This window comes from Arthrobacter sp. AG367, from assembly GCF_007828995.1.
Taxonomy (GTDB): domain Bacteria; phylum Actinomycetota; class Actinomycetes; order Actinomycetales; family Micrococcaceae; genus Arthrobacter.
In genome coordinates, this window is the sequence record NZ_VIVE01000011.1 from 1 (window position 1) to 20557 (window position 20557).

Consider the following 20557-nt stretch of genomic DNA (forward strand, 5'->3'; position numbering starts at 1 on the left):
CCGGGCGCCGCCCCGCGCCGGCCGCCCCCCCCCCCGCCCCGCGCCCCCCCCCCCCCCCCGCCCCCCCCCCCCCCCCCCCCCCCCGCCGCCCCCCCCCCCCCCCCCCCCCCCCCCCCCCCCCCCCCCCCCCCTGCGCTAGCGGCTGCCGGCCCAAACGGACACTGCTCCCGAATGGCCGGTCACGATGCTTTGGTACACCAGGAACAGTCCCGCCAGTACGCCCAGCACCGAGGTGGCGGGGAGCAGCCAGCGGGACTCCAGGAGCCCGCGGAGACCGTGGAAGGCGGGTCGGCGTGTCAGGAGCGTGGGGAAGGCTGCGGTGATCTGGGCACCCACGGCCACCAGGAACAACACTGTGACGTAGCGGAGGAAACTCCCCTGGTGGGCGTGCTCCTCAACCAGTTGTGACGCGCCCCTGGCCTTTTCCAGCTGTTCCCCCGCTTCGGCGGTAAGGACGGACAGCGGAACCAGCAGCAGTGCCAGGACTCCCATGGGCCAGGCCAGGTAACGCCTGGTGCGCCGGAGCAGGGCGAAAACCACTGCCGAGACCCCGGCCAGCGGAGCCAGGACCACCACGCCGTGGATCAACAGAATATGGGCCGGAAGGCCGGCGATCTCCAGCACGGGAAACTCCTGATCAGTAGCGGGCAGCGGAATGTGGGAAGTGGCTGGGCTCGAGAAGGGCTAGGCGATGCCGGTGGTGCCCAGGAGGCTTCCCACTGCGAACGTGAAGGCCATGGCAAGCGCCCCGCCAACCACCAGCCGGATGGTGGCCTTGCGCTTGGAGCTGCCGCCGATTTTGGCGCTGACGGTGCCGGTCAGCGCGAGCGCCAGGATGACGGCGACGAACGTGACCGGGATGCGCGCCCCTTCGGGCGGGAAGATGATGGCCAGCATAGGCAGCACGGCGCCGACGGTGAACGCGATGGCGGAGGCGAAGGCCGCGTGCCAGGGGCTGACCACTTCCTCTTCGTCGATGTTCAGTTCGGCAGACAGGTGTGCCTTCAGTGCGTCCTTTGCCGTCAATTCTTCGGCAACTGTCCGAGCCGTGGCTTCGCTGAGTCCCTTTGCCTGGTAGATGTGCGCAAGCTCTGCCAGTTCGCCGTCGGGATCGTCCCTGAGCTCCTGGCGTTCCTTTTCGATCAGTGCCCGCTGGCTGTCGCTTTGGCTGCTCACGGAAACGTATTCGCCCAACGCCATGGACACGGCGCCGCCCACCACCGCCGCGGTGCCTGCCACCAGGATTGGCGCGAGGTCGTTGGTCACCCCGGCCACGCCCACCACAGTTGCCGCCACGGAGACGATGCCGTCGTTCGCGCCCAGGACACCGGCCCGCAGCCAGTTCAGGCGGGATGCCACGCTGCTGTCGTGCGGTTCGTTGCGGCTCAGCTTGAGAGTTTCAGACATGCTGGCAGTAAAGCACTGCAGGGACCCCTCTGCCACGAAGGTTTGCATCCCCTAACCACACGGGCATGCCTGGTGCAGACCCTGTACCAACTGCAATCCTGGGCGTACCTTAAAACAAATAAGTTTACTTACTAGTCCTGAAAAGCAGGATCCAGGCCTGGGCGCTCCAAGAGCAGGCAACGGGAGGAGGACGACGGCGATGGACACCTACGGCAATGACGGCAATGGAGGCGCGGGCGCAGGCAGGCGAACGTTCGGCGTCGAGGAGGAGCTGCTCCTGGTGGACCCCGCAAACGGGGAAGCCGTGCCGATGGCCGGAGCACTCCTGAACCTGTACGTCCGCCCCCTGCAGGCCGGAGCCGGGCCCGTCCTGGCCGCTGAGTTCCAGCAGGAAATGATCGAGGTGGTCACCCCGCCCCACGCCACCCTGGCACGGCTGGAACAGGACATCATTGCCGGGCGGGGTATCGCCCGGCAGGCGGCAGGGGACATCGGCGTCAGGGTGGCCGCGTTGGGAACCTCGCCGCTCCCGGCCGACCCGCATCCCGTACAGCTCCGGAGATTCAGGGCAATGACGGAGGAATACGGGCTGACCGCCAGGGAACAGCTCACCTGCGGGTGTCACATCCACGTTTCGGTGGAGTCGCCGGAGGAAGCCGTGGCCGTGCTGGACCGGATGCGTATCTGGCTGCCGGTGCTTATCGCGCTCAGCGCCAACTCACCGTTCTGGCACGGCCAGGACAGCGGCTACGCCAGCTACCGCTCCCAGGTCTGGAACCGCTGGCCCTCGGCCGGTCCGCTGGACATCCTGGGGACCCCGGACGCCTACCACCAGCTGGTGCACGACATGGTGAGCACCGGCGTCGCCCTGGACGAGGGCATGGTCTACTTCGATGCCCGCCTCTCGCGGCACTACCCCACAGTAGAGATCCGCGTGGCCGACGTGTGCCTGCGGCCGGAGAACACCGTCATGCTGGCGGGAATTGCCAGGGGCCTGGTGGAAACGTCCGCGCGGGAATGGCGCGAGGGCATCGAGCCGGTGTCGGCGCCCTCGGCGCTGCTTCGGCTGGCCGCCTGGAAAGCAAGCCGGTGGGGGCTGCGGGGAGAACTGCTGGACCCGCACACGCACCGCCCGGCGTCCGCGCTCGCCGTCGTGAATTCCCTGCTGAACCACATCCGTGGGGCGCTGGAAGACATGGATGACCTGCCCCGGGTGGAGGCCCTGGTGGACGCGGTACTCAACACCGGCACCGGCGCCGTGCGGCAGATGGAGGTGCTGCACCGCACCGGCGACCTGGAGCAGGTAGTACAGGATGCCGCTGACTGCACTGCCGGCTCCTCCTAGGAGCCGCGTCCTGGACGCAGGCGTCAGTAGGTGGTGGCGTTGGGCAGGATCAATGGCGGCAGCGGTGTCTGATTGAAGTCGAAGGCGTTGGCCAGATCGCCCAGTTGCGGGTTGTTCTCCCGGACCCCGGGGCGGTTGTCGGGCCGGCCGTCGGTGGCGGGGTCGATCCTTTCGCCGCCCAGGAAATCGTCCTCGATGAATTTGAAGTAGGCGTCCTGGCTGAGGATCTGATGGTCGATGTAGCCCTTCTTCGCGTAGGGGCTGATGACCATGGCGGGGACGCGCAGGCCGTAGCCGCTGTTGTCCACCGCAGGTGGCTGGACATGGTCATAGAACCCGCCCCAGTCGTCCCAGTTCAGGAAGATGGCGGTGCTGTCCCAGTCCGGGCCGCTCATGATCGCGTTGACCAGCCCGGCAACATACTGCTGGCCGGTGCTGACCTTGGCCGGGGGATGTTCGCTGACCTCGTCGCTGGGTGCCACCCAACTGACGGCCGGCAGCCTGCCCTGCCTGGCGTCGTCGTAGAAACCGGCAAGAGGTTTGATGTTGCCTTGCTCGCCGTCCTCCTTGACCGTGTCGAAGTACGGCAGCGGATTCCACCGCCCCGGCGTTTCGGCATCCTGCTCAACGGGGGCGCACGTGGCGGCATCGTTGCGGCAGTCCGGCTCGGTGCCGCTGAAGACGTAGTAGGCCCACGGCACATTGTGTTTGTGGAGCAGGTAGGTCAGGTCGGTCCAGGCGTAATTGGGCTGTTTCAGGTTCTTGGCTGCTGCTGCCAGCTTCTCCTTCAGCGCGGCCGGGAATGGTGCTGCGTCGACGGCGGCCTTGCAGGTGGCGTAGGAATCGGTGCGTTTGCAGCTGGCCGTTGCCAGCTGCTGGGTTTGGACGGCAAGGTCGGGGCCACTGCCTGCCTCCCCGAGGGCGTCGCGGCAGGTCTGCAGGTCCTGGTCTGCCTGGCATTCGCCGATCAGGCTGTCATCGAACTCCGCCTTTTCAGGTTCATTGTCCAGGCCATCCAGTGCATCCACGCACGACGACGGCTCCCCGGGCTTCGTGCACTTGGCCGACCACTCGGACACCATGTAGAGGTGGGCCGGCAGGCTTCCGGCTGCGGCGGAGGTGAACATGTGGTCCTGAAGCACGAAATTGTCGGCGTATGTCCAGTAGGTCGGCAGCTGTTTTCGGTCGTGGTAGCCCATCACGTCGGTGCGCCTGGTCTTGTACGTGCAGTCGGTGGCGGTCGCCTCGCAATGGGCAATGCCCTTTTCCGCCTGGGCCACGAACCCGTCCATGGCACCGTTGTTGATGTCTGCCGCCGCGTCGGCCGGACTGTGCGGGCCGCCGTCGTTGCTGTCTGATGAATCATAGAACGGCGCAACGCAACCTCCGCGCGCCGGGTCCGGCAGGCAAACGGCAGGCTTGCCGTCCTGCATGGGAATGCCGTCGGCACCCGGGTAGGTGCCGAAGTAGCTGTCGAAGGACCTGTTCTCCTGGGTAATGATCACCACGTGCTTGATCTTGGAGATCCCTCCGTTGGTTCCGGACGAGGTCCCGGGGCGCAGGGCAACGGGAACCACGACGGCGAGCAGCACCAGAGCCGCCACGGTCAAGGCGGCGGCCGGGACACCGGGCCGTCGTCCCTGCCCCGGGAAGCCCATCTTAGGAAGCCTGCCGGAAGACATCGCCGCCAAAGGCCTGCACGCCCGGGTCGCCGGCCATCCCGAGCCGCGGCAGGTGGAAGATGTCCTCCATGGTGGCCAGCAGGCTGTAGTGGTTGTACGGCTGGTCCGATGTGGCCCCTGCCGGGCTGAACGGGGACAGCACCAGGGCACCCACCTTGCCGCCGGCTGCACCGCCTCCGGGGCTCCCGGCGTCTCCGGCGGACGGCCCGGCCGTGTCGCCCTCGGCCTCGTCGAAGGTGATGACCAGCACGCCGTCCTGCTTGTATGCGGGGGAGGACAGGATGGCCGGCACATGGGCCTTAAGCCACGAGTCCACGGCCCTCAGTCCGCCGCGGGTGCCGTCGGCGCAGGATTCGTCATGCCCGTCGTGGCAGAGGTTGGGCGTGATGTAGGCAAGGTTTGGAGTGGTGGCTGCGGATTTCAGGTCTTTTGCCAGCGCCGAAAAGTTCACCACGTTCTTCACGCAGTCCGGGGACGACGTGATGGCGTGGAAGTAGACGAAGGGGTTGTGGTGCGTGGAGTACATCTCGTCGGCGGTCGCCCGGATGTGGTTGTCGGGTTCGCCGGGGACCGGGTGCTCACAGGGCTGCTGCATGTCCTCCATGTACCCCTTCCACGTCTTGCCAGACGCGCTCAGCTGCCCGGCGATGGTCTGCGCCTGGTCCGGGTAGAGGCAGCCGTTGCCCTGCAGGGTGCCGTCCCCGTCGCTGCCCGTGGTGTTGAACTCCGTGTAGGTGCGGCAGTCCTGCTCCGTATTGTCGTTGGGCCGCTGGCCGGAAATCTGGGCCAGGTAGTTGGGCAGCGAGTTGTGGGCGATGCCGTAGTAGTTCTGCAGCAGCACGCCCTTCTTCCGGAGGGTTCCGGACAGGTAAGGCGCGGCGGAGTTGCCACCCCACACGGAGTCGTAGCTCTTGTTCTCCAGGTTGATCACGAATACGTGCCCGGGGGCTCCGGCGGCCGTGGGGGTGCCCTGCGGATCGACGGCGGTGCCTGGGGTCTCTGTGGGTGTTGGTTCCGCGTCGGGGCTTTCGGATGGCGTGGCGCTTTGGGAATCGGGAGGCGATGCCGGTGCTGGACCCTGGCAGGCCACGAGCCCGAACAGCAGCAGGGTCAGCAGTGGCAGCAGCGCGGGTGAGGGCCGCCGCCGAACAGCGGTTGAGCGGGCTGATATTCGGTACACACGCGGCCCCTGTCGTCGGTCTCTACAGCGCCCCAGCGTTGACGCCACTCTTGCATACAGATGCCGAGTTGTGCAGGGGCAATCGCTGTGAGTTGGCAGTGAATCAGGTTCCGGGTTGCCGCCGGTGCCGGGTTCAGGTGAACTTTCGGCGGTATACGGCGGCGGCGACTGCGCTGGCTGCCACGAGAAGTCCCGCCAGCCAGGCCAGGGCCGTCCAAATGCCGCTGCCCACGGCTTCCTCCGCCAGCAAGGCACGGATGGCATCGACGATGGACGTCACCGGCTGGTTCTCGGCGAACCAGGCCACCGGGCCGGGCATGGAACCGGTGGGAACAAAAGCGGAGCTGATGAACGGCAGGAAAATCAGCGGGTAGCTGAAACCGCTGGCCCCGTCCACGGTTTTCGCCAGCAGCCCGGCGATCACGGCGATCCAGGTCAGTGCCAGCGTGAAGAGGGCGAGGATTCCGACGACGGCGAGCCAGGCGGCCACGGAGGCTCCGCTGCGGAATCCCATCAGCAGGGCAACGCCCACCACGGCGGCCAGTGCCCCGAAGTTGGCGGCCAGTGACGTGAGCACGTGGGCCCACAGGACGCTGCCCCTGGCCACCGGCATGGAGGTGAACCGTTCGAATATGCCGCCCTGCAGGTCCAGGAACAACCGGTAGGCGGTGTAGGCGACGCCGGACGAGATGGTGATGAGCAGGATCCCGGGGAGCAGGTAGTTGACGTACGGGCCGCCGGCGCCGGTGTTGATCGCACCGCCGAACACGTAGACGAACAACAGCATCATGGCCACCGGTGTGACGGCGGTGGTGATGATGGTGTCCGGGCTGCGCAGGATATGGCGGAGCGAGCGGCCGGCCAGGACCCGTGTGTCGCTGAGGATATGGGTGGTCATGGCAGTTCCTTTCGTGCGCCGGTGGTGCTTTCGGAGCCGTCCTTGGCCGGGTCCCCGACGAGGGCTAGGAAGACGTCCTCCAGCGAGGGCTGCTTCTCGACGTATTCCACCGTGGCGGCCGGAAGCAGCCGCTTGAGTTCGGCCAGGGTCCCGTTCCTGATAATGGTGCCCTGGTGCAGTATGGCTATCCGGTCGGCCAGGTGTTCGGCCTCCTCGAGGTACTGCGTGGTGAGCAGCACCGTGGTTCCGCGGGCAGCAAGTTGGCGCACGGTCTGCCAGACGTCAAGGCGGGCCTGCGGGTCCAGGCCGGTGGTGGGCTCGTCCAGGATGATGACCGGCGGGCTGCCAACCAGGCTCATAGCGATGTCCAGTCTCCGGCGCATCCCGCCGGAGTAGGTGGACACCCTGCGGTTCCCGGCCTCGGTGAGGGAAAACCTGGCAAGGAGCTGGCCGGCAATCTCCCCAGGGCTCCGCAGGTGCCGCAGCCTGGCCATCAGCACCAGGTTCTCCCGCCCGGTCAGCACGTCGTCCACCGCGGCGAACTGGCCTGTGAGGCTGATGGAGCCGCGCACGCCCTCCGGCTCCGCGCCGGCGTCGTACCCGTTCACCATGGCGGTGCCTGCATCCGCCCGCAGCAGCGTGGACAGGATGCGCACCAGCGTGGTCTTCCCGGCGCCGTTGGAGCCCAGGAGCGCGAAAATGCTTCCCGGCGCCACGTCGAAGTGGACGCCCCGCAGAACGCGCAGGCCCTTGAACGACTTTTCGATGCCCTGTACCCGGATGGCGGGTGCCGGGGCCTGGTCATGGGTCATGGCCGGTCCTTTCCCTTGGCGGTGGTCAGGCGCCGTCGGCGGCGGCCCTGTTGATGGAGTCCGTCAGGCGCTGCCGCTCCTTGTTGATCCACTGGCCGTCGGAGTAGTTGCTGATGAAGGTTTCGGCGAACTCCACCGGATCGTCCCCCACGATGTCCCGAATGGCCGTACCGTCAGCGGCGGCCCCTTCCACCAGGTCCGCCAGGTCTTCGAGCATTTGCATGAGGACGTCGCCCTTGACGATGGCCCCGGCATAGGTGAAATAGCGCTCAAGGGCGTCAATGGTGGTGCGGTAGCTGCCGGGCAGCTGCTCTTTGCGCGCCTTGTACTGGCGCCAGCGCTTCTTGTCGTCGAACGGGCCGGTGACTTTCTCGATCCATCCCTGCGTCATGGTTGTTCTCCTTGTTCCTGTGGCTGGTTCTTGTTGTGGTGAAGGTGCTCTATCCGTTCGGCGATGAAGCTCCAGGTGCTCCAGAACTCGTCCAGGTAGGCGCTGCCTGCCGTGTTCAGTGTGTAGACCTTGCGGGGTGGCCCCTTTTCGGATGGGACCTTTGCGACGTCCACGAGGCCGCGCTGTTCTATGCGGACCAGCAGCGCGTACACCGTGCCCTCGACAATGTCGGCGAAGCCCTCCTCCCGCAGCCGGGCCGTTATTTCGTACCCGTAGGCGGGCTGCGCGGCGAGGATGGCAAGGACGATGCCCTCCAGGGTGCCCTTGAGCATCTCGGTCATTTGCTTGCCCATTGGGGGCTCCTCATTACTACTTAGTGTTGCTGACTACCAGTAGATAGTATCACTGAGTACCAGGAGCGCAAGGGCCTCGTAGGTCTTTCTGCCCTAGCACCCCGCTGTTGCCGGGCGTTGACTTAAACCGCGGGAAGCTGGGGCCTGCGGGGCGGACACGCACAGGGCGTGCCGCCCGCAACAGAAAGGAAAGTTCAGTGAAAAAGTGGTATCGGTGGCAGGACTACGTAACAGTCGCCGCCGGTCTCTTCACCGCTATTGCGGTCCTGTGGACGCGGCAGCAAAGCATGTCCACCACGCTCATGCTCCTCTTCGGCGGGCTCCTGGTGGTCAGCGGCGTCATCAACCTGGCCATGCCGGGAATGCCGGCGATGGAATGGGCACAGGCCGTGCTGGCCGCTGCGCTGGTCCTCTCGCCGTGGGTGGGGTCCTACACGGGCGCGACGGGCGCTGCATGGACATCGTGGATCGCCGGGGCAGTAGCGCTGGTGGTCACCGCGGTGGCCATTAAGCCCAGCACGGAAGCCCATCACAATCTCCGCATCTCGCATTAGCGGAGGCATCCGCCATGACTGAAGTGCTGCGTTACGAAGTGGGCTCCGGAACAGTGCTGGTTGAGACTGCGGACGACAGCTACGGCGTGGACCATCCTGCCCGCAATGAACAGGGGATCCTGGACACAGGCAGGCGGCTGGAAGACGCTCTTGCCAGCGTCCGCCCGGCCGCCCGCGCAGCACTGGAGGCCATGGCGGAACTCACCCCCGAACAAATAGAGATCGAGTTCGGGGTGAAGCTCGCGGGGGACGCAGGGGCGGTGATTGCAAAGAGCAGTTCCGACGCCCATTTTGTCCTTCGAATGTCCTGGAGCCCGGCGGCTGGAGCCCTGCCCGGGGAAGAAATCACGCATAACGGGTGATGGCTATGGTTGCGTTTCATGACAGGTCCGACGCCGGGCGGCGGCTGGGTAAACGGCTCGCCCCCCTGCGCGGAAAGGACGTTGTGGTGCTGGGACTGCCCCGGGGCGGCGTCCCGGTGGCGTTCGAGGTAGCCAAGGCCCTGGACGCGCCGCTGGATGTGATCGTGGTGCGGAAACTGGGGGTTCCGTTCCAGCCCGAGGTGGCCATGGGAGCCATCGGGGAGGGAAATGTCCGGGTCCTGGATCCGCGCACCATTTCCATGGCCCGGGTGACCCAGGAGGACCTGCAGCAGGTTGAACGGCATGAACGCGCCCTGCTGGAAAGCAGGGTGGCGCGGTTCCGCCAGGGGCGCCGGCGCATCGACCTCACCGGCCGCACGGCCATCATCGTGGATGACGGCATCGCCACCGGCTCCACCGCCAGGGCGGCCTGCCAGGTGGCCCGGCAACTCGGTGCGGCAAGAGTCATCCTTGCCGTTCCTGTTGCCCCCGCCCGCGCCGTCGTGGAGCTCAAGGAACCGGACGACGTCGTCTGCCTGCTTTCACCCCAAAACTTCCAGGCCGTGGGCTACTACTACCACGACTTCTCGCCCACGGAGGATGGCGAGGTGGTGCAGCTGCTCGACGCCGCCGCGTCCCCGCCCCGCCACCGCGCCGAGGAAGGGGAAGACGGGAGCCTGGAAGAGAATGTTGAGATTCCGGCGGGAACGGTGACACTGCGGGGCAGCCTCTACCTGCCCGCCAGGTGTGACGGCACGGTCCTCTTTGCCCACGGCAGCGGCAGCAGCCGGCACAGCCCGCGCAACCGCTTCGTGGCCTCCGTCCTGCATGGGGCCGGCCTTGGCACCCTGCTCCTTGACCTGCTCACACCCCAGGAGGAAGTCAACCGGGCCAACGTGTTCGATATCGCCCTGCTGGCCCAGCGCCTCTCCTCCGCCACCCATTGGCTGGAAGCGCGCCACGACGGATCCGCCGGCCGGATCGGCTACTTCGGCGCAAGCACCGGGGCCGGCGCCGCTCTGTGGGCTGCAGCCGAGCCCGGCGCCCAGGTTGAGGCCGTCGTCTCCAGGGGCGGCCGGCCGGACCTTGCCGGGCCGCGGCTTCCCGCCGTGAAGGCCCCCACCCTGCTGATCGTGGGCGGGGCGGACACCCAGGTGCTGGCCCTCAACCGCCAGGCCATGGCCCAGATGCATGCCCCCACGCGGCTGGAGATCGTTCCCGGGGCCACCCACCTGTTCGAGGAACCGGGCACCCTGGCCATGGCGGCCACCCTGGCCGCGGACTGGTTCCGGCAGTACCTCCTGCCGTCCCCGGTGGGGCGCGCCCGGCCGGAGGCCAGGGAATGACGGCGGCCCAGGGCAACCGGGATGAACACGGCGGGGAACGGGCGGCGGAAGAAGCCCAAATCCGCAGCCTCGCCCACCCGCTGGCCACCGCCGACGACCTCGAACCGCTGGTCCGCCTCGCCGCCCCGGCCCGTTTCGTGTGCCTGGGCGAGGCATCCCACGGCACCCAGGAGTATTACCACTGGCGGGCGCTGCTGAGCCGCCGGCTGATCGAAGAGTACGGCTTCACCTGGATCGGTGTGGAAGGCGACTGGCCGGACTGCTGGCGCATCAACCGCTGGGTCCGGGGGGAATCCGGACAGGAGATGGACGCGCGCCGGCTGCTGGCCGGATTCGAACGGTGGCCCACGTGGATGTGGGCCAACCACGAGGTGGCCGAATTCCTCACCTGGCTGCGCGAATGGAACCTCCGCCTGCCCGAACACCAGCGGACGGGCTTCTATGGCCTGGACGTTTATTCGCTGTGGGACTCGCTGCGGGAAATCTTCGCCTGGCTGGAGGCCAACGCCGCCGACGCCCTCCCGTCCGCCCTGCAGGCCTGGCACTGCTTTATCCCGTTCCGGGAGGACCCGCAGCGGTATGCCATGAGCAACCGGCTGGTGCCGCAGTCCTGTGAAGCGGACGTGGTGGCATTGCTGGCGGAAGTCCGGCGGCGGACGCTGGGCCGGATGCAGGACGATCCGGCGGCCTTCGACGCCATCCAGAACGCCATCGTGGCCACCAACGCCGAGCGCTATTACCGGACCATGGTGCGCGGCGACCAGCAGTCCTGGAACATCCGCGACCACCACATGAGCGACACCATCGAACGCATCGCCGCCCACCACGGGCCGGCATCCAAAGGGCTGGTGTGGCGCACAACACGCACGTCGGCGACGCGCGGGCCACGGACATGGCGCTTGACGGCATGGTCAACGTCGGCCAGCTGGTCCGCCAGCGCCACCCGGGACAGGTGGTGCTGGCCGGGTTCGCGTCCTACTCCGGGTCCGTTACGGCCGCCGAATCCTGGGGTTCGCCGGAGTGGACCATGGATGTTCCGGCCGCAGTGCACGGGAGCCACGAGGACCTCCTCCACGAGGCGCTGGGCGAACCGTCGGTGCTGGTGTTCGGGCCGGAACGGGCCGGGCGGTGGCTGACGTCCTGGCGCGGGCACCGGGCCATCGGCGTGGTGTACAACCCACGCCGGGAGAGGGGCAACTATGTGCCCACCCGGATGGGCGACCGTTACGACGCGCTGTTCTGGCATCCGCGGACCGAGGCCCTGCGGCCGCTGCACCACGAGTACCAGCCCGGCGAACCGGAGCTCGAAACCGAGCCCTCGGGGTTCTAGCCCACAGCGGTTCCACCCATAACAAAGGAACATGATGGACCAGAGGAGCACCATGGCCACCGGAACCGAGGGGTCCACGCGCTGGCCTGCCATCACCAAGGACGTGGCAGCCTTCCCGGTCCAGCCCAATTTGGCCGATTATGATGCCGCCCGGCGGGACTTCAGCTGGGACCAGGCACGGCAGGCGCTGGCCGGGCTGCCCGGCGGCCGCGGCCTCAACATTGCCTACGAAGCCGTTGACCGCCACGTGGCGGAAGGCCGCGGCGGCAAGGAAGCCCTGCGCTTTGTGCAGGCCGACGGCGGCACCCGGTCCCTGAGCTACGGCGACCTTGCGGACCAGACCAACAGGTTCGCCGCCGTACTTCGAAGCCTTGGGGTGGGGCGGGGCGAGCGGGTCTTCTCGTTCCTGGGCCGCAGCCCCGGGCTGTACGTGGCCGTGCTGGGCACCTTCAAGAACGGCAGCGTCTTCTGCCCGCTCTTTTCCGCCTTTGGCCCCGAGCCTGTCCGGCAGCGGCTGCACCTGGGGGCCGGCCGGGTACTGGTGACCACCAAAACGCTCTACCGCAAAAAGGTTGCGCCGCTCCGGGACACCCTTCCCGAACTCCGCCACGTCCTGCTGGTGGACGCGGACGGCAGCCCCGAACCGGGAACCCTGGACCTGGCCCGGCTCCTGGCTGGGGCTGACCCAATCGACGCGGTCGCGGACACCCAGCCGGAGGACATGGCCCTGCTGCACTTCACCAGCGGCACCACGGGCACGCCCAAGGGCGCCATCCATGTCCATGGCGCCGTCGCGGCCCACTATGCCACCGGCCTCTACGCGCTGGACCTGCACCCCGATGACATCTACTGGTGCACCGCCGATCCCGGCTGGGTGACCGGCACGTCCTACGGCATCATCGCGCCGCTGGTGCACGGGGTCACCGCCATCGTGGACGAGGAGGAGCTGGACGCCGACCGCTGGTACCGCATCCTCGCGGAGCAGCGCGTCACCGTCTGGTACACCGCCCCCACGGCCCTGCGGATGCTCATGAAGGCAGGCGCGGAACGAGCCGCCGGCCATGACCTCTCCGCCCTGCGCTTCATCGCCAGCGTGGGGGAGCCGCTGAACCCGGAGGCAGTGGTGTGGGGCCAGGACGTGCTGGGCCTGCCGGTGCACGACAACTGGTGGCAGACCGAAACGGGCGGGATCATGATCGCCAACTACCCCGCCATGGACATCCGTCCGGGCTCCATGGGCCGGCCACTGCCCGGCATCGAGGCCGCCCTGGTGGCCCGGGACGCCGACGGCAAGCCCGTGCTCCGGGACGGCCAGGCGGTCCTGGTCACCGAGCCGGACGCCATGGGGGAGCTGGCGCTGCGGCCCGGCTGGCCGTCCATGTTCCGCGGCTACCTCAACGAGGAGGAACGGTACCGGCGGTGCTTCGCCGGCGGCTGGTACCTCACCGGGGACCTGGCAAAGCGCGACGGCGACGGCTACTTCTGGTTCGTGGGCCGCGGCGACGACGTGATCAAGTCCTCCGGCCACCTGATCGGGCCCTTCGAAGTGGAAAGCTGCCTGATGGAGCACCCGGCCGTCGCCGAAGCGGGCGTGATCGGCGTGCCGGACCCCGTGGCCGGCGAAGTGGTCAAGGCCTTCGTGGAGCTCAAGCCTGGCAACGAGCCCACGGAGGAGCTGCAGCTGGACATCATCGGGTTCGCGCGGAAACGGCTGGGCGCCGCCGTGGCACCCCGGCTGCTCGACTTCACCGCCACCCTGCCCAAGACCCGCAGCGGCAAGATCCTGCGGCGGCTCCTCAAATCCCGCGAGCTGGGGCTGCCCGAAGGCGACACCTCAACACTGGAATCACCGGCAGGACCGGCCGTGACACTGAAGGACCAGCCGTGAGTACCCTCAAGAACCAGGCCGTCCCGGACGCGGAGCATGCCCTCCACCTGCTGCGGCAGATGCTGCGGGTGCGCCGGCTCGAGGAAAAATGCATCGAGCTGTACAGCGCCGCCAAGATCCGCGGCTTCCTGCACGTCTACATCGGCGAGGAAGCCGTGGCGGCCGGGGTGATGGAAACCCTGGCACCCGAGGATGCCGTGGTGGCCACCTACCGGGAACACGGGCACGCCCTCCTGCGGGGCGTCTCCGCCGGAGCCATCCTGGCCGAAATGTACGGCCATGCCGAGGGATGCTGCCGCGGGCGTGGCGGATCCATGCACCTGTTCGACGCCGCCACCCGCTTCTACGGCGGAAACGCGATCGTGGCAGGGGGTCTGCCGCTTGCCGTCGGCCTGGCGCTCGCGGACCGGATGTCCGGGCGCCAGCGGGTCACCGTCTGCTTCTTCGGCGAAGGCGCGGTGGCCGAAGGCGAGTTCCACGAAAGCATGAACCTGGCCGCGCTGTGGCAGCTGCCGGTGCTGTTCTGCTGCGAAAACAACCTTTACGCCATGGGAACCGCGCTGGGCCGTTCCGAGTCCCAGACGGACATCGCGCTCAAGGCCGCCGGGTATGAAATCCCCGCCTGGGCCGTGGACGGCATGGACGTGCTCGCGGTCGAGGAAGCAGCCAGGCGTGCCGTGGACGCAGTCCGGTCCGGCGGCGGCCCGCACTTCCTGGAACTGCGCACGTACCGCTTCCGCGCCCACTCCATGTTCGATCCGGAGCTGTACCGGGAGAAAGCCGAGGTGGCGCAGTGGATGGAACGGGACCCCATCAGCCTGCTGCAGGGTGCCATGCGGGCGGCGGGACGGCTGCCGGAGAAGGACTGGGCCGCACTTACGGCGGACGTGGACGCGGAGATCAGCACCGCCGTCGGGTTCGCCGAGAACGGGACGCCGGAACCGGTGTCCGAACTGGCGCGGTTCGTATACAGCGACCGGGCCGAAAGCGACAGTGGCGATGTCAGTGCCGGCGACGGGGCCGGGAAAGGCAGGGCGGAAGGATGAAAACCACCTACCGGGAGGCCATGCGTGCCGCGCTGCGCGAGGCTATGCAGCGGGACGAACGGGTGTTCCTCATGGGCGAGGACGTGGGCCGGTACGGCGGCAGTTTCGCCGTGAGCCTGGGGCTGCTTGAGGAATTCGGGCCGGAACGGATCCGCGATACCCCGCTGTCCGAGTCCGGCTTCGTGGGGGCAGGGATCGGGTCTGCTCTGGGCGGGATGAGGCCCGTCGTCGAGATCATGACCGTCAACTTCAGCCTGCTGGCGCTGGACCAGATCATCAACAACGCGGCCACCCTGCTGCACATGTCCGGCGGCCAGTTCAACGTGCCCATCGTCATCCGGATGACCACCGGCGCCGGCCGTCAGCTCGGGGCCCAGCACTCGCACAGCCTGGAGGGCTGGTACGCCCACATTCCGGGGCTGCGCATCCTTGCCCCGGCCACCCTGGCCGACGCCCGCGGTATGCTCTGGACCGCGCTGCAGGACCCGGACCCGGTGCTGATCTTCGAGCACGGTTCCCTGTACAATATGGCCGGCGAGCTCGACGACGATGCCGGCGCCGTGGACATCGACAAGGCGGCGGTCCTGCGGCAAGGGAACGGAGGCGGGCAGGGCCTGACGCTCATCACCTACGGCGGCACCCTGCCCATGGTGCTGGACGCGGCCGGTCAGCTGGCCGGGGAAGGGATCGACGCCGACGTCATCGACCTCCGCTCCCTCCGCCCGCTGGACATGCACACCGTCCTCGCCAGCGTGGAAAAGACGCACCGCGCCGTGGTGGTGGACGAAGGCTGGCGCAGCGGCAGCATCTCGGCCGAGATCGCGGCCAGGATCGCCGAGCAGGCCTTCTTCGACCTGGACGCGCCGGTGGAGCGGGTGTGCAGCCTGGAGGTCCCTGTCCCGTACGCCAAGCACCTGGAGCAGGCCGCGCTGCCGTCCGTGGAGCGGGTCATGGCCGCCGCGCGAAGGGCCGTGGGCGCCGGTGGCTGAGTTCCGGATGCCGTCCCTGGGCGCGGACATGGAACACGGCAAGGTGGTGGAATGGCTGGTCAAGCCCGGGGACTACATCCACAAGGGTGACCTGGTGGCGGCCGTGGACACCGATAAGACCGTGATGGACATCGAGTCGTTCCAGGAAGGCGTGCTGGCCGAGTTCCTGGTGGACATCGGCGACACCGTGGACGTGGGCACCCCCATCGCCCGGATCACCGCCACGCCCGCCGAACTCCCGCCAGCCCCGCCCGCGGACCACGGCGCAAAGGCAGCACCCCCGGTCCGGCACCTTGCGCACACGCTGGGGGTCGACGTCGGACGCATCAGCGGCAGCGGCACGGACGGCGAGGTGACCAGGGCCGACGTCGAACACGCAGCTGCGGCGTCCGGCACCCGGGCGCCGGAGCCGGCAACTGCACCCGAAGCGCACCGCATCCGGTCGTCGCCGCTGGCACGGCGGCTGGCCGCCGAACTCGGCGTCGAGCTGTCCGCGGTCGCGGGGACGGGCCCGGGCGGTGCCGTCACCGAGGAGGACGTGCTCGCCGCCGTTCCGCCCCGGGGACGGCCAGCTAAGGAAGCCGGTGCGGAAAAGCCCGCGGCAGCACCGCCGTCGGAAGCCCAACCGGTGGAAGCCCCAACCGTCGAAGCGCCGCGCGGAACCCCGGAGGAGGAGCAGCCCGGGCGGAAACGGACGACGGCGGCCGGCGGCAAGGCGGAAAGCCTGCGGCAGGCCATCGGCGCGCTGATGTCCCGCTCCAAGAAGGAAATTCCGCACTACTACCTGTCCACCACCCTGGACCTGGCGGCGGCGATGGCGTGGATGCAGGCGGCGAACCAGCAGCGGCCCGTGTCATCGCGGCTGGTGCCGTCGGCCCTGCTGCTGAAGGCCACCGCGCTGGCGGCGAAGGAGGAACCGGACATGAACGGGTTCTTCACCAAGGGCGCGTTCCATCCCAGCAGTGCCGTCCACCTGGGCGTCGCCGTTGCCCTGCGGCACGGCGGGATCGTGGCCCCGGCGGTGCACCACGCGGACACCCTCAGCCTGGACCAGCTGATGGACCAGCTGCGGGACCTGGTCGGCCGGGCCAGGGCGGGGCGGCTGCAGCGCGCGGAGATGGCCGATCCCACCATCACAGTGACCAACCTCGGGGACCTCGGCGTGGAAAGCGTGTACGGGGTGATCTACCCGCCGCAGGTGGCCATGGTGGGCTTCGGCAAGGTGCTGGAGCAGCCGTGGGCGCACAACGGGATGCTCGGCATCCGGCACGCCGCCATCGCCACCCTGTCCGCGGACCACCGGGTCAGTGACGGGCTGCGCGGCGGGCGTTTCCTGGCCCGCATCGACGAACTGCTTCAGGCGCCGGAAAAGTTGTGAGCAGCGGGAGCCGGACGGAGGAGGAGCCATGAACGAACAGGATGCGCGCCAGGCGGTGGAGGCCGCCATCGGCAAAGTGGCGCCCGACGTGGGTCCCGAGGACCTGGAGGGCAGCGCCAGGCTGCGCCAGGACCTGGAACTGGACTCGCTGGATTTCCTCCGCCTGGTGGAGGTCATCGCGGAGGGCACGGGAGTGGACATCCCGGAGGCCGACTACCCGGCGGTGGCCACCGTGGACGGCCTGGTCAGCTACCTCGCCGGGCACGGGTGAAGCTGGGGTTTGTCATCCCGCGGCGTGGTCGCTGCCGCGCATCCGGACGGCAACCACGGCGCCGGAGGCTGCGGTAAGGGTCGCGACGGCGGCGATCGCGGCGGGGATGCCGTAGAAGTCGGCGAGGACTCCCGAGAGGAGGGCACCGACGGCGAATCCGCCGTCGCGCCACAGCCGGTAGACCCCCACGGAGCGGGCCCGCCAGGCCGGGTGGGCCACGTCTCCGATGGCGGCCAGCAGGGTGGGGTAGACCATGGCGGTACCGAGGCCCAGCACGACGGCGGCGGCGAGCCACGGCCCGAAGCTGTGCGCTGATGCGACCACTCCCAGTGCCACGGCCTGCACCAGCATGCCGGCCGCGATGAACCATTTCCGTCCCCACCGGTCCGACGCGGCGCCGGTGGCCAGCTGGGCGGCACCCCAGGCGGCGGGGTACGCGGCCGCCAGGATGCCGATCTGGCCGAGGTCCAGGCCTGCGCCGGCGAACAGGACGGGGAAGAGGCCCCAGGCCAGGCCGTCGTTGAGGTTGTTGACCAGGCCGGCCTGGCTGGCTGCCGAAAGGGATCGGTCCCTGAAGCTGGTGAGGGTAAACACCTGGCCCGTGGAGAGGCCGGCATGGGCGTTGCTGTGGACGCCGACGTGTTGTGAGGCCTCAGCCATGGCATGGTGTTGGGTCTCCCGGACGGCCACGACAGTCAGGCCCAGTCCCAGGGCAATGAACGCGGCACCCAGCAGGAACGGGGCCGGGCGGAGGCCGTAGGCAGTTGCCAGGTAGCCGGTGGCCAGCGCGGTGGCGGCCACGCCCAGGTAGCCCGCCGCCTCGTTGAAGCCCATGGCCAGGCCACGCTGCCTGGGGCCGACGAGGTCCATCTTCATGATCACGGCCGTGGACCAGGTGAGGCCCTGGCTGATGCCCAGCAGCACGTTGGCCGCCACGATCCAGCCCCAGGACTGGGCGAAGATGAGCATCAGCGGTACGGGCACTGCCACCAGCCAGCCCGCCACGAGGACGGGTTTCCGGCCGTACCTGTCCGAGAGCGTGCCGGCGAAGTAGTTCATCGCGGCCTTGGACAGGCCGAAGGCCAGGATGTAGGTCAGCGCGCCCGTGTACAGGTCCAGATGGAACGTCCGGGATGCGAGCAGGGGCAGGACGGTGCGTTCCTGGCCCAGGGTGCCGCCCACCAGCGCGTTGACAGCCACCAGCAGCATGAACTGCGCCAGGTTCTGCCGCAGGCCCAGCACGGCACCGGCTGTTCCGGTGGCATGGCGGGGGAGGGTCCTGCCCGGCATAGGGTGCTCCGTTCGTGGGGACGTAAGGTGGCCCGGGCGTGCGGGGGCACGCCCGGGCCGGGTCCGGACGCGCGGGGGACGCGCCCGGACCTGAACCCGGGCACGAGGGGGGTCCTGCCCGGGTGGTCTTGGGTGGAGTGGCTAGGCGGCGGGGACGCTGTTCTGCCAGGCGTTCCAGGCGGCGTAGCTGCCATCGAGTTCGACGACGTCGTACCCGGCCCGGCGCAGGGCGCTGGCGGCGACGGAGTTCCGGACGCCCGACTGGCAGTAGGACACGATGGTGCCGCCGGCCGGCAGTTCATCCAGGTGCCACATGAGGCGGCCGCCGCTGAGCTGGTACGCGCCCGGGACATGCCCGGCCTTGTACTCGGTCTTGTTGCGGACGTCCAGGAGCATCGCGGCGTCGAACTTCCCGAGTTCCTCCGGCTGGATCAGCTTGGGAGTGAAGGTGGGCAGGCCGTCCATGCCGGTGACGTAGCCGGCCACGTTGTCGATGCCCACCCGGACCAGATGGTCCCACATGTCCTGGGCCTGGTCCCGGTCCTTGGCAAGGAGCACCAGCGGGTTCTTGTCCGTTTCCGGGTTGACCACCCAGGCGCCGTAGCTGGCGACGGACTTCCCGGCCGGGACGTTCAGGGAACGGGCCACAGTGCCGCGGTGGACTTCGTCATTGGAACGGGTGTCGATGAAGGTCAGCGTGTCCTCCGCCAGGCCCTTGGCCACGACGGCGGTGTCCAGTTCCTTCAGCGGAGCGCGTTCGCCCATGACGGCCGGCCCCACGCGGTTTTCGCGCTTCATGCGGCCGAAGTAGGCGTGGGCGTCGGGCTGGCCGTCCAGGAGTTCATCGATGAAGCCCTGCTCGTCATTGGCGGCGAGGTACGGGCCCCACCAGGCGTAGAGGCGTTCGTAGCCCACGGTGGAGGACGGGATGGCGCCGAGGGCCTTGCCGCAGGCGCTGCCCGCGCCGTGCGCGGGGTGGACCTGGACGTAATCCGGCAGGGTCAGGAACTTGTCGCGCAGGCTGGCGAAGAGCTGCCTGGCGCCCACGAAGCGGGTGTCCACGCCGCCGGCTGCTTCGTCCAGCAGGTCAGGCCGGCCCAGGTCGCCGGAGAACACGAAGTCGCCTGAGAGGAGGTAGCCGGGCTGGTTGCTGAACGCGCCGTCGGTCACCAGGAAGGACAGGTGCTCCGGGGTGTGGCCCGGGGTGTGGACCGCCTTGATGGTGATGTTGCCCAGGGTGATGGTGTCGCCGTCGTACAGCCGCTCGCCGTCGAATTCGTACTGCCAGTCCGGGCCGCCCTCGCCGGAGACGTAGATCCTGGCGCCGGTGGCAGCGGCAAGTTCGCGGGTGCCGGAGAGGTAGTCGGCGTGGATGTGGGTCTCGGTGACGGCCACGATCTTCATGCCGTTTTTCGCGGCGAGGTCCTGGTAGACGGCGATGTCGCGGCGGGCGTCCACCACGATGGCTTCACCCTTGGCCTGGCAGCCGATCAGGTAGCTGGCTTGGGCCAGGTCTTCGTCGTAAATGCGTTCGATAAGCATCTGGTGCTCTCCTTCGGGTGAAAGGGGATGGAGGGGTTCTGAATCAAGTATAGATACCCCCCGGGGTATAACGCAACGAGGGGACCTGATGTGGCCGCCGGTGGCTCAGGCGTGCTGGTGGCCGGCTTCGGCGCGGAGTTTTTCCATGTCCAGGTTCTTGACGGCCTGGATGACTTCCTCGAGGCCGGTGGCGTTGAGTGCTCCAGGCTGGGAGAAGACGAGGGTCTTGTCCTTGAAGGCCATCAGGGTGGGGATGGAGGTGATGTTTGCTGCGGCGGCGAGGGCCTGTTCGGCTTCGGTGTCCACCTTGGCGAAGGTGATGTCCGGGTGGCGTTCGGCGGCGGCGCCGTAGGTGGGGGCGAACATGCGGCACGGGCCGCACCATGCTGCCCAGAAGTCTACGAAGACGATGTTGTTGTCCTCCAGGGTCTGGGCGAAGGATTGCTCGGTGATGTCGATGGTTGCCATGGTCTGTCTTGTCCTTTCGGGCGGG

Annotated in this window: 20 protein-coding genes and 1 pseudogene; 10 read left to right on the top strand and 11 right to left on the bottom strand. The window is 68.4% G+C overall.

Features of this window, described 5'->3' with window-relative positions; translation table 11 throughout:
- Positions 1-135: 135 nt before the first annotated feature.
- Positions 136-624 carry a hypothetical protein gene (locus tag FB478_RS19250; protein WP_018768819.1) on the bottom strand — a complete coding sequence of 163 codons (489 nt, stop codon included), beginning with the start codon at positions 622-624 and terminating at the stop codon, positions 136-138.
- A gap of 60 nt (positions 625-684) precedes the next feature.
- Entirely contained in the window at positions 685-1407 is a 723-nt protein-coding gene (locus FB478_RS19255; protein ID WP_134164075.1) for a VIT family protein, read from the bottom strand.
- Positions 1408-1606: 199 nt separating this feature from the next.
- Here FB478_RS19255 and FB478_RS19260 point away from each other — a divergent pair, with 199 nt between their 5' ends.
- Positions 1607-2752, top strand: coding sequence for a glutamate--cysteine ligase (locus tag FB478_RS19260; RefSeq protein WP_056392750.1), 1146 nt, complete (start codon positions 1607-1609; stop codon positions 2750-2752).
- Positions 2753-2775: 23 nt separating this feature from the next.
- Here the strand turns inward: FB478_RS19260 and FB478_RS19265 are convergent, their stop codons facing one another.
- The 6 genes from FB478_RS19265 to FB478_RS19290 form a co-directional block, all read right to left on the bottom strand.
- A complete protein-coding gene (locus FB478_RS19265; RefSeq protein WP_144601346.1) occupies positions 2776-4410 on the bottom strand; it encodes a phospholipase C in 1635 nt (544 codons plus the stop codon).
- Between the two features lies 1 nt (position 4411).
- The gene (locus FB478_RS19270; protein WP_261377463.1) at positions 4412-5614 is read right to left on the bottom strand and encodes an alkaline phosphatase family protein; all 1203 of its coding nucleotides are present in this window, start codon (positions 5612-5614) and stop codon (positions 4412-4414) included.
- 133 nt (positions 5615-5747) lie between these two features.
- Positions 5748-6512 (bottom strand): ABC transporter permease, encoded by a 765-nt coding sequence (locus FB478_RS19275; protein WP_056392757.1) that lies wholly within the window; start codon positions 6510-6512, stop codon positions 5748-5750.
- Complete coding sequence (locus FB478_RS19280) at positions 6509-7324, bottom strand: ABC transporter ATP-binding protein (RefSeq protein ID WP_056392759.1); 816 nt, start codon at positions 7322-7324, stop codon at positions 6509-6511. The genes FB478_RS19275 and FB478_RS19280 overlap by 4 nt, the downstream gene beginning before the upstream one ends.
- 25 nt (positions 7325-7349) lie before the next feature.
- Positions 7350-7715: a DUF1048 domain-containing protein gene (locus tag FB478_RS19285; protein WP_018768812.1), complete on the bottom strand. Its 366-nt coding sequence runs from the start codon at positions 7713-7715 to the stop codon at positions 7350-7352.
- Positions 7712-8068, bottom strand: a complete 357-nt coding sequence (locus FB478_RS19290; RefSeq protein WP_056392760.1) for a PadR family transcriptional regulator — start codon at positions 8066-8068, stop codon at positions 7712-7714. The genes FB478_RS19285 and FB478_RS19290 overlap by 4 nt, the downstream gene beginning before the upstream one ends.
- 197 nt (positions 8069-8265) lie before the next feature.
- On the opposite strand from FB478_RS19290, the gene FB478_RS19295 reads away from it, so the two are divergent.
- From FB478_RS19295 to FB478_RS19335, 9 genes and pseudogenes are all read left to right on the top strand, one after another.
- Complete coding sequence (locus tag FB478_RS19295) at positions 8266-8622, top strand: SPW repeat protein (RefSeq protein ID WP_144601347.1); 357 nt, start codon at positions 8266-8268, stop codon at positions 8620-8622.
- 14 nt (positions 8623-8636) lie between these two features.
- Positions 8637-8984: a CU044_2847 family protein gene (locus FB478_RS19300; RefSeq protein ID WP_018768809.1), complete on the top strand. Its 348-nt coding sequence runs from the start codon at positions 8637-8639 to the stop codon at positions 8982-8984.
- 5 nt (positions 8985-8989) lie between these two features.
- The gene (locus tag FB478_RS19305) at positions 8990-10330 is read left to right on the top strand and encodes a phosphoribosyltransferase (protein ID WP_018768808.1); all 1341 of its coding nucleotides are present in this window, start codon (positions 8990-8992) and stop codon (positions 10328-10330) included.
- Positions 10327-11660, top strand: a pseudogene (locus tag FB478_RS19310) (erythromycin esterase family protein). Before FB478_RS19305 ends, FB478_RS19310 begins: the two are co-directional and overlap by 4 nt.
- Positions 11661-11712: 52 nt before the next feature.
- Positions 11713-13548 (top strand): acetate--CoA ligase, encoded by a 1836-nt coding sequence (acsA, locus tag FB478_RS19315; protein WP_056393147.1) that lies wholly within the window; start codon positions 11713-11715, stop codon positions 13546-13548.
- Positions 13545-14594, top strand: a complete 1050-nt coding sequence (pdhA, locus tag FB478_RS19320) for a pyruvate dehydrogenase (acetyl-transferring) E1 component subunit alpha (RefSeq protein ID WP_056392764.1) — start codon at positions 13545-13547, stop codon at positions 14592-14594. The genes acsA and pdhA overlap by 4 nt, the downstream gene beginning before the upstream one ends.
- Positions 14591-15583 (top strand): alpha-ketoacid dehydrogenase subunit beta, encoded by a 993-nt coding sequence (locus FB478_RS19325; protein ID WP_018768804.1) that lies wholly within the window; start codon positions 14591-14593, stop codon positions 15581-15583. Before pdhA ends, FB478_RS19325 begins: the two co-directional genes overlap by 4 nt.
- The gene (locus tag FB478_RS19330) at positions 15576-16961 is read left to right on the top strand and encodes a dihydrolipoamide acetyltransferase family protein (RefSeq protein ID WP_144601348.1); all 1386 of its coding nucleotides are present in this window, start codon (positions 15576-15578) and stop codon (positions 16959-16961) included. Before FB478_RS19325 ends, FB478_RS19330 begins: the two co-directional genes overlap by 8 nt.
- A 28-nt stretch (positions 16962-16989) precedes the next feature.
- Positions 16990-17232, top strand: coding sequence for an acyl carrier protein (locus FB478_RS19335; RefSeq protein WP_144601349.1), 243 nt, complete (start codon positions 16990-16992; stop codon positions 17230-17232).
- Between the two features lie 12 nt (positions 17233-17244).
- Here the strand turns inward: FB478_RS19335 and FB478_RS19340 are convergent, their stop codons facing one another.
- From FB478_RS19340 to trxA, 3 genes are all read right to left on the bottom strand, one after another.
- Positions 17245-18522 (bottom strand): MFS transporter, encoded by a 1278-nt coding sequence (locus FB478_RS19340; RefSeq protein WP_144601350.1) that lies wholly within the window; start codon positions 18520-18522, stop codon positions 17245-17247.
- Positions 18523-18663: 141 nt separating this feature from the next.
- A complete protein-coding gene (locus FB478_RS19345; protein WP_144601351.1) occupies positions 18664-20064 on the bottom strand; it encodes a rhodanese-like domain-containing protein in 1401 nt (466 codons plus the stop codon).
- Between the two features lie 105 nt (positions 20065-20169).
- On the bottom strand, positions 20170-20532 hold the full coding sequence (trxA, locus tag FB478_RS19350) for a thioredoxin (RefSeq protein WP_144601352.1): 363 nt from the start codon (positions 20530-20532) through the stop codon (positions 20170-20172).
- Positions 20533-20557 lie beyond the last annotated feature (25 nt).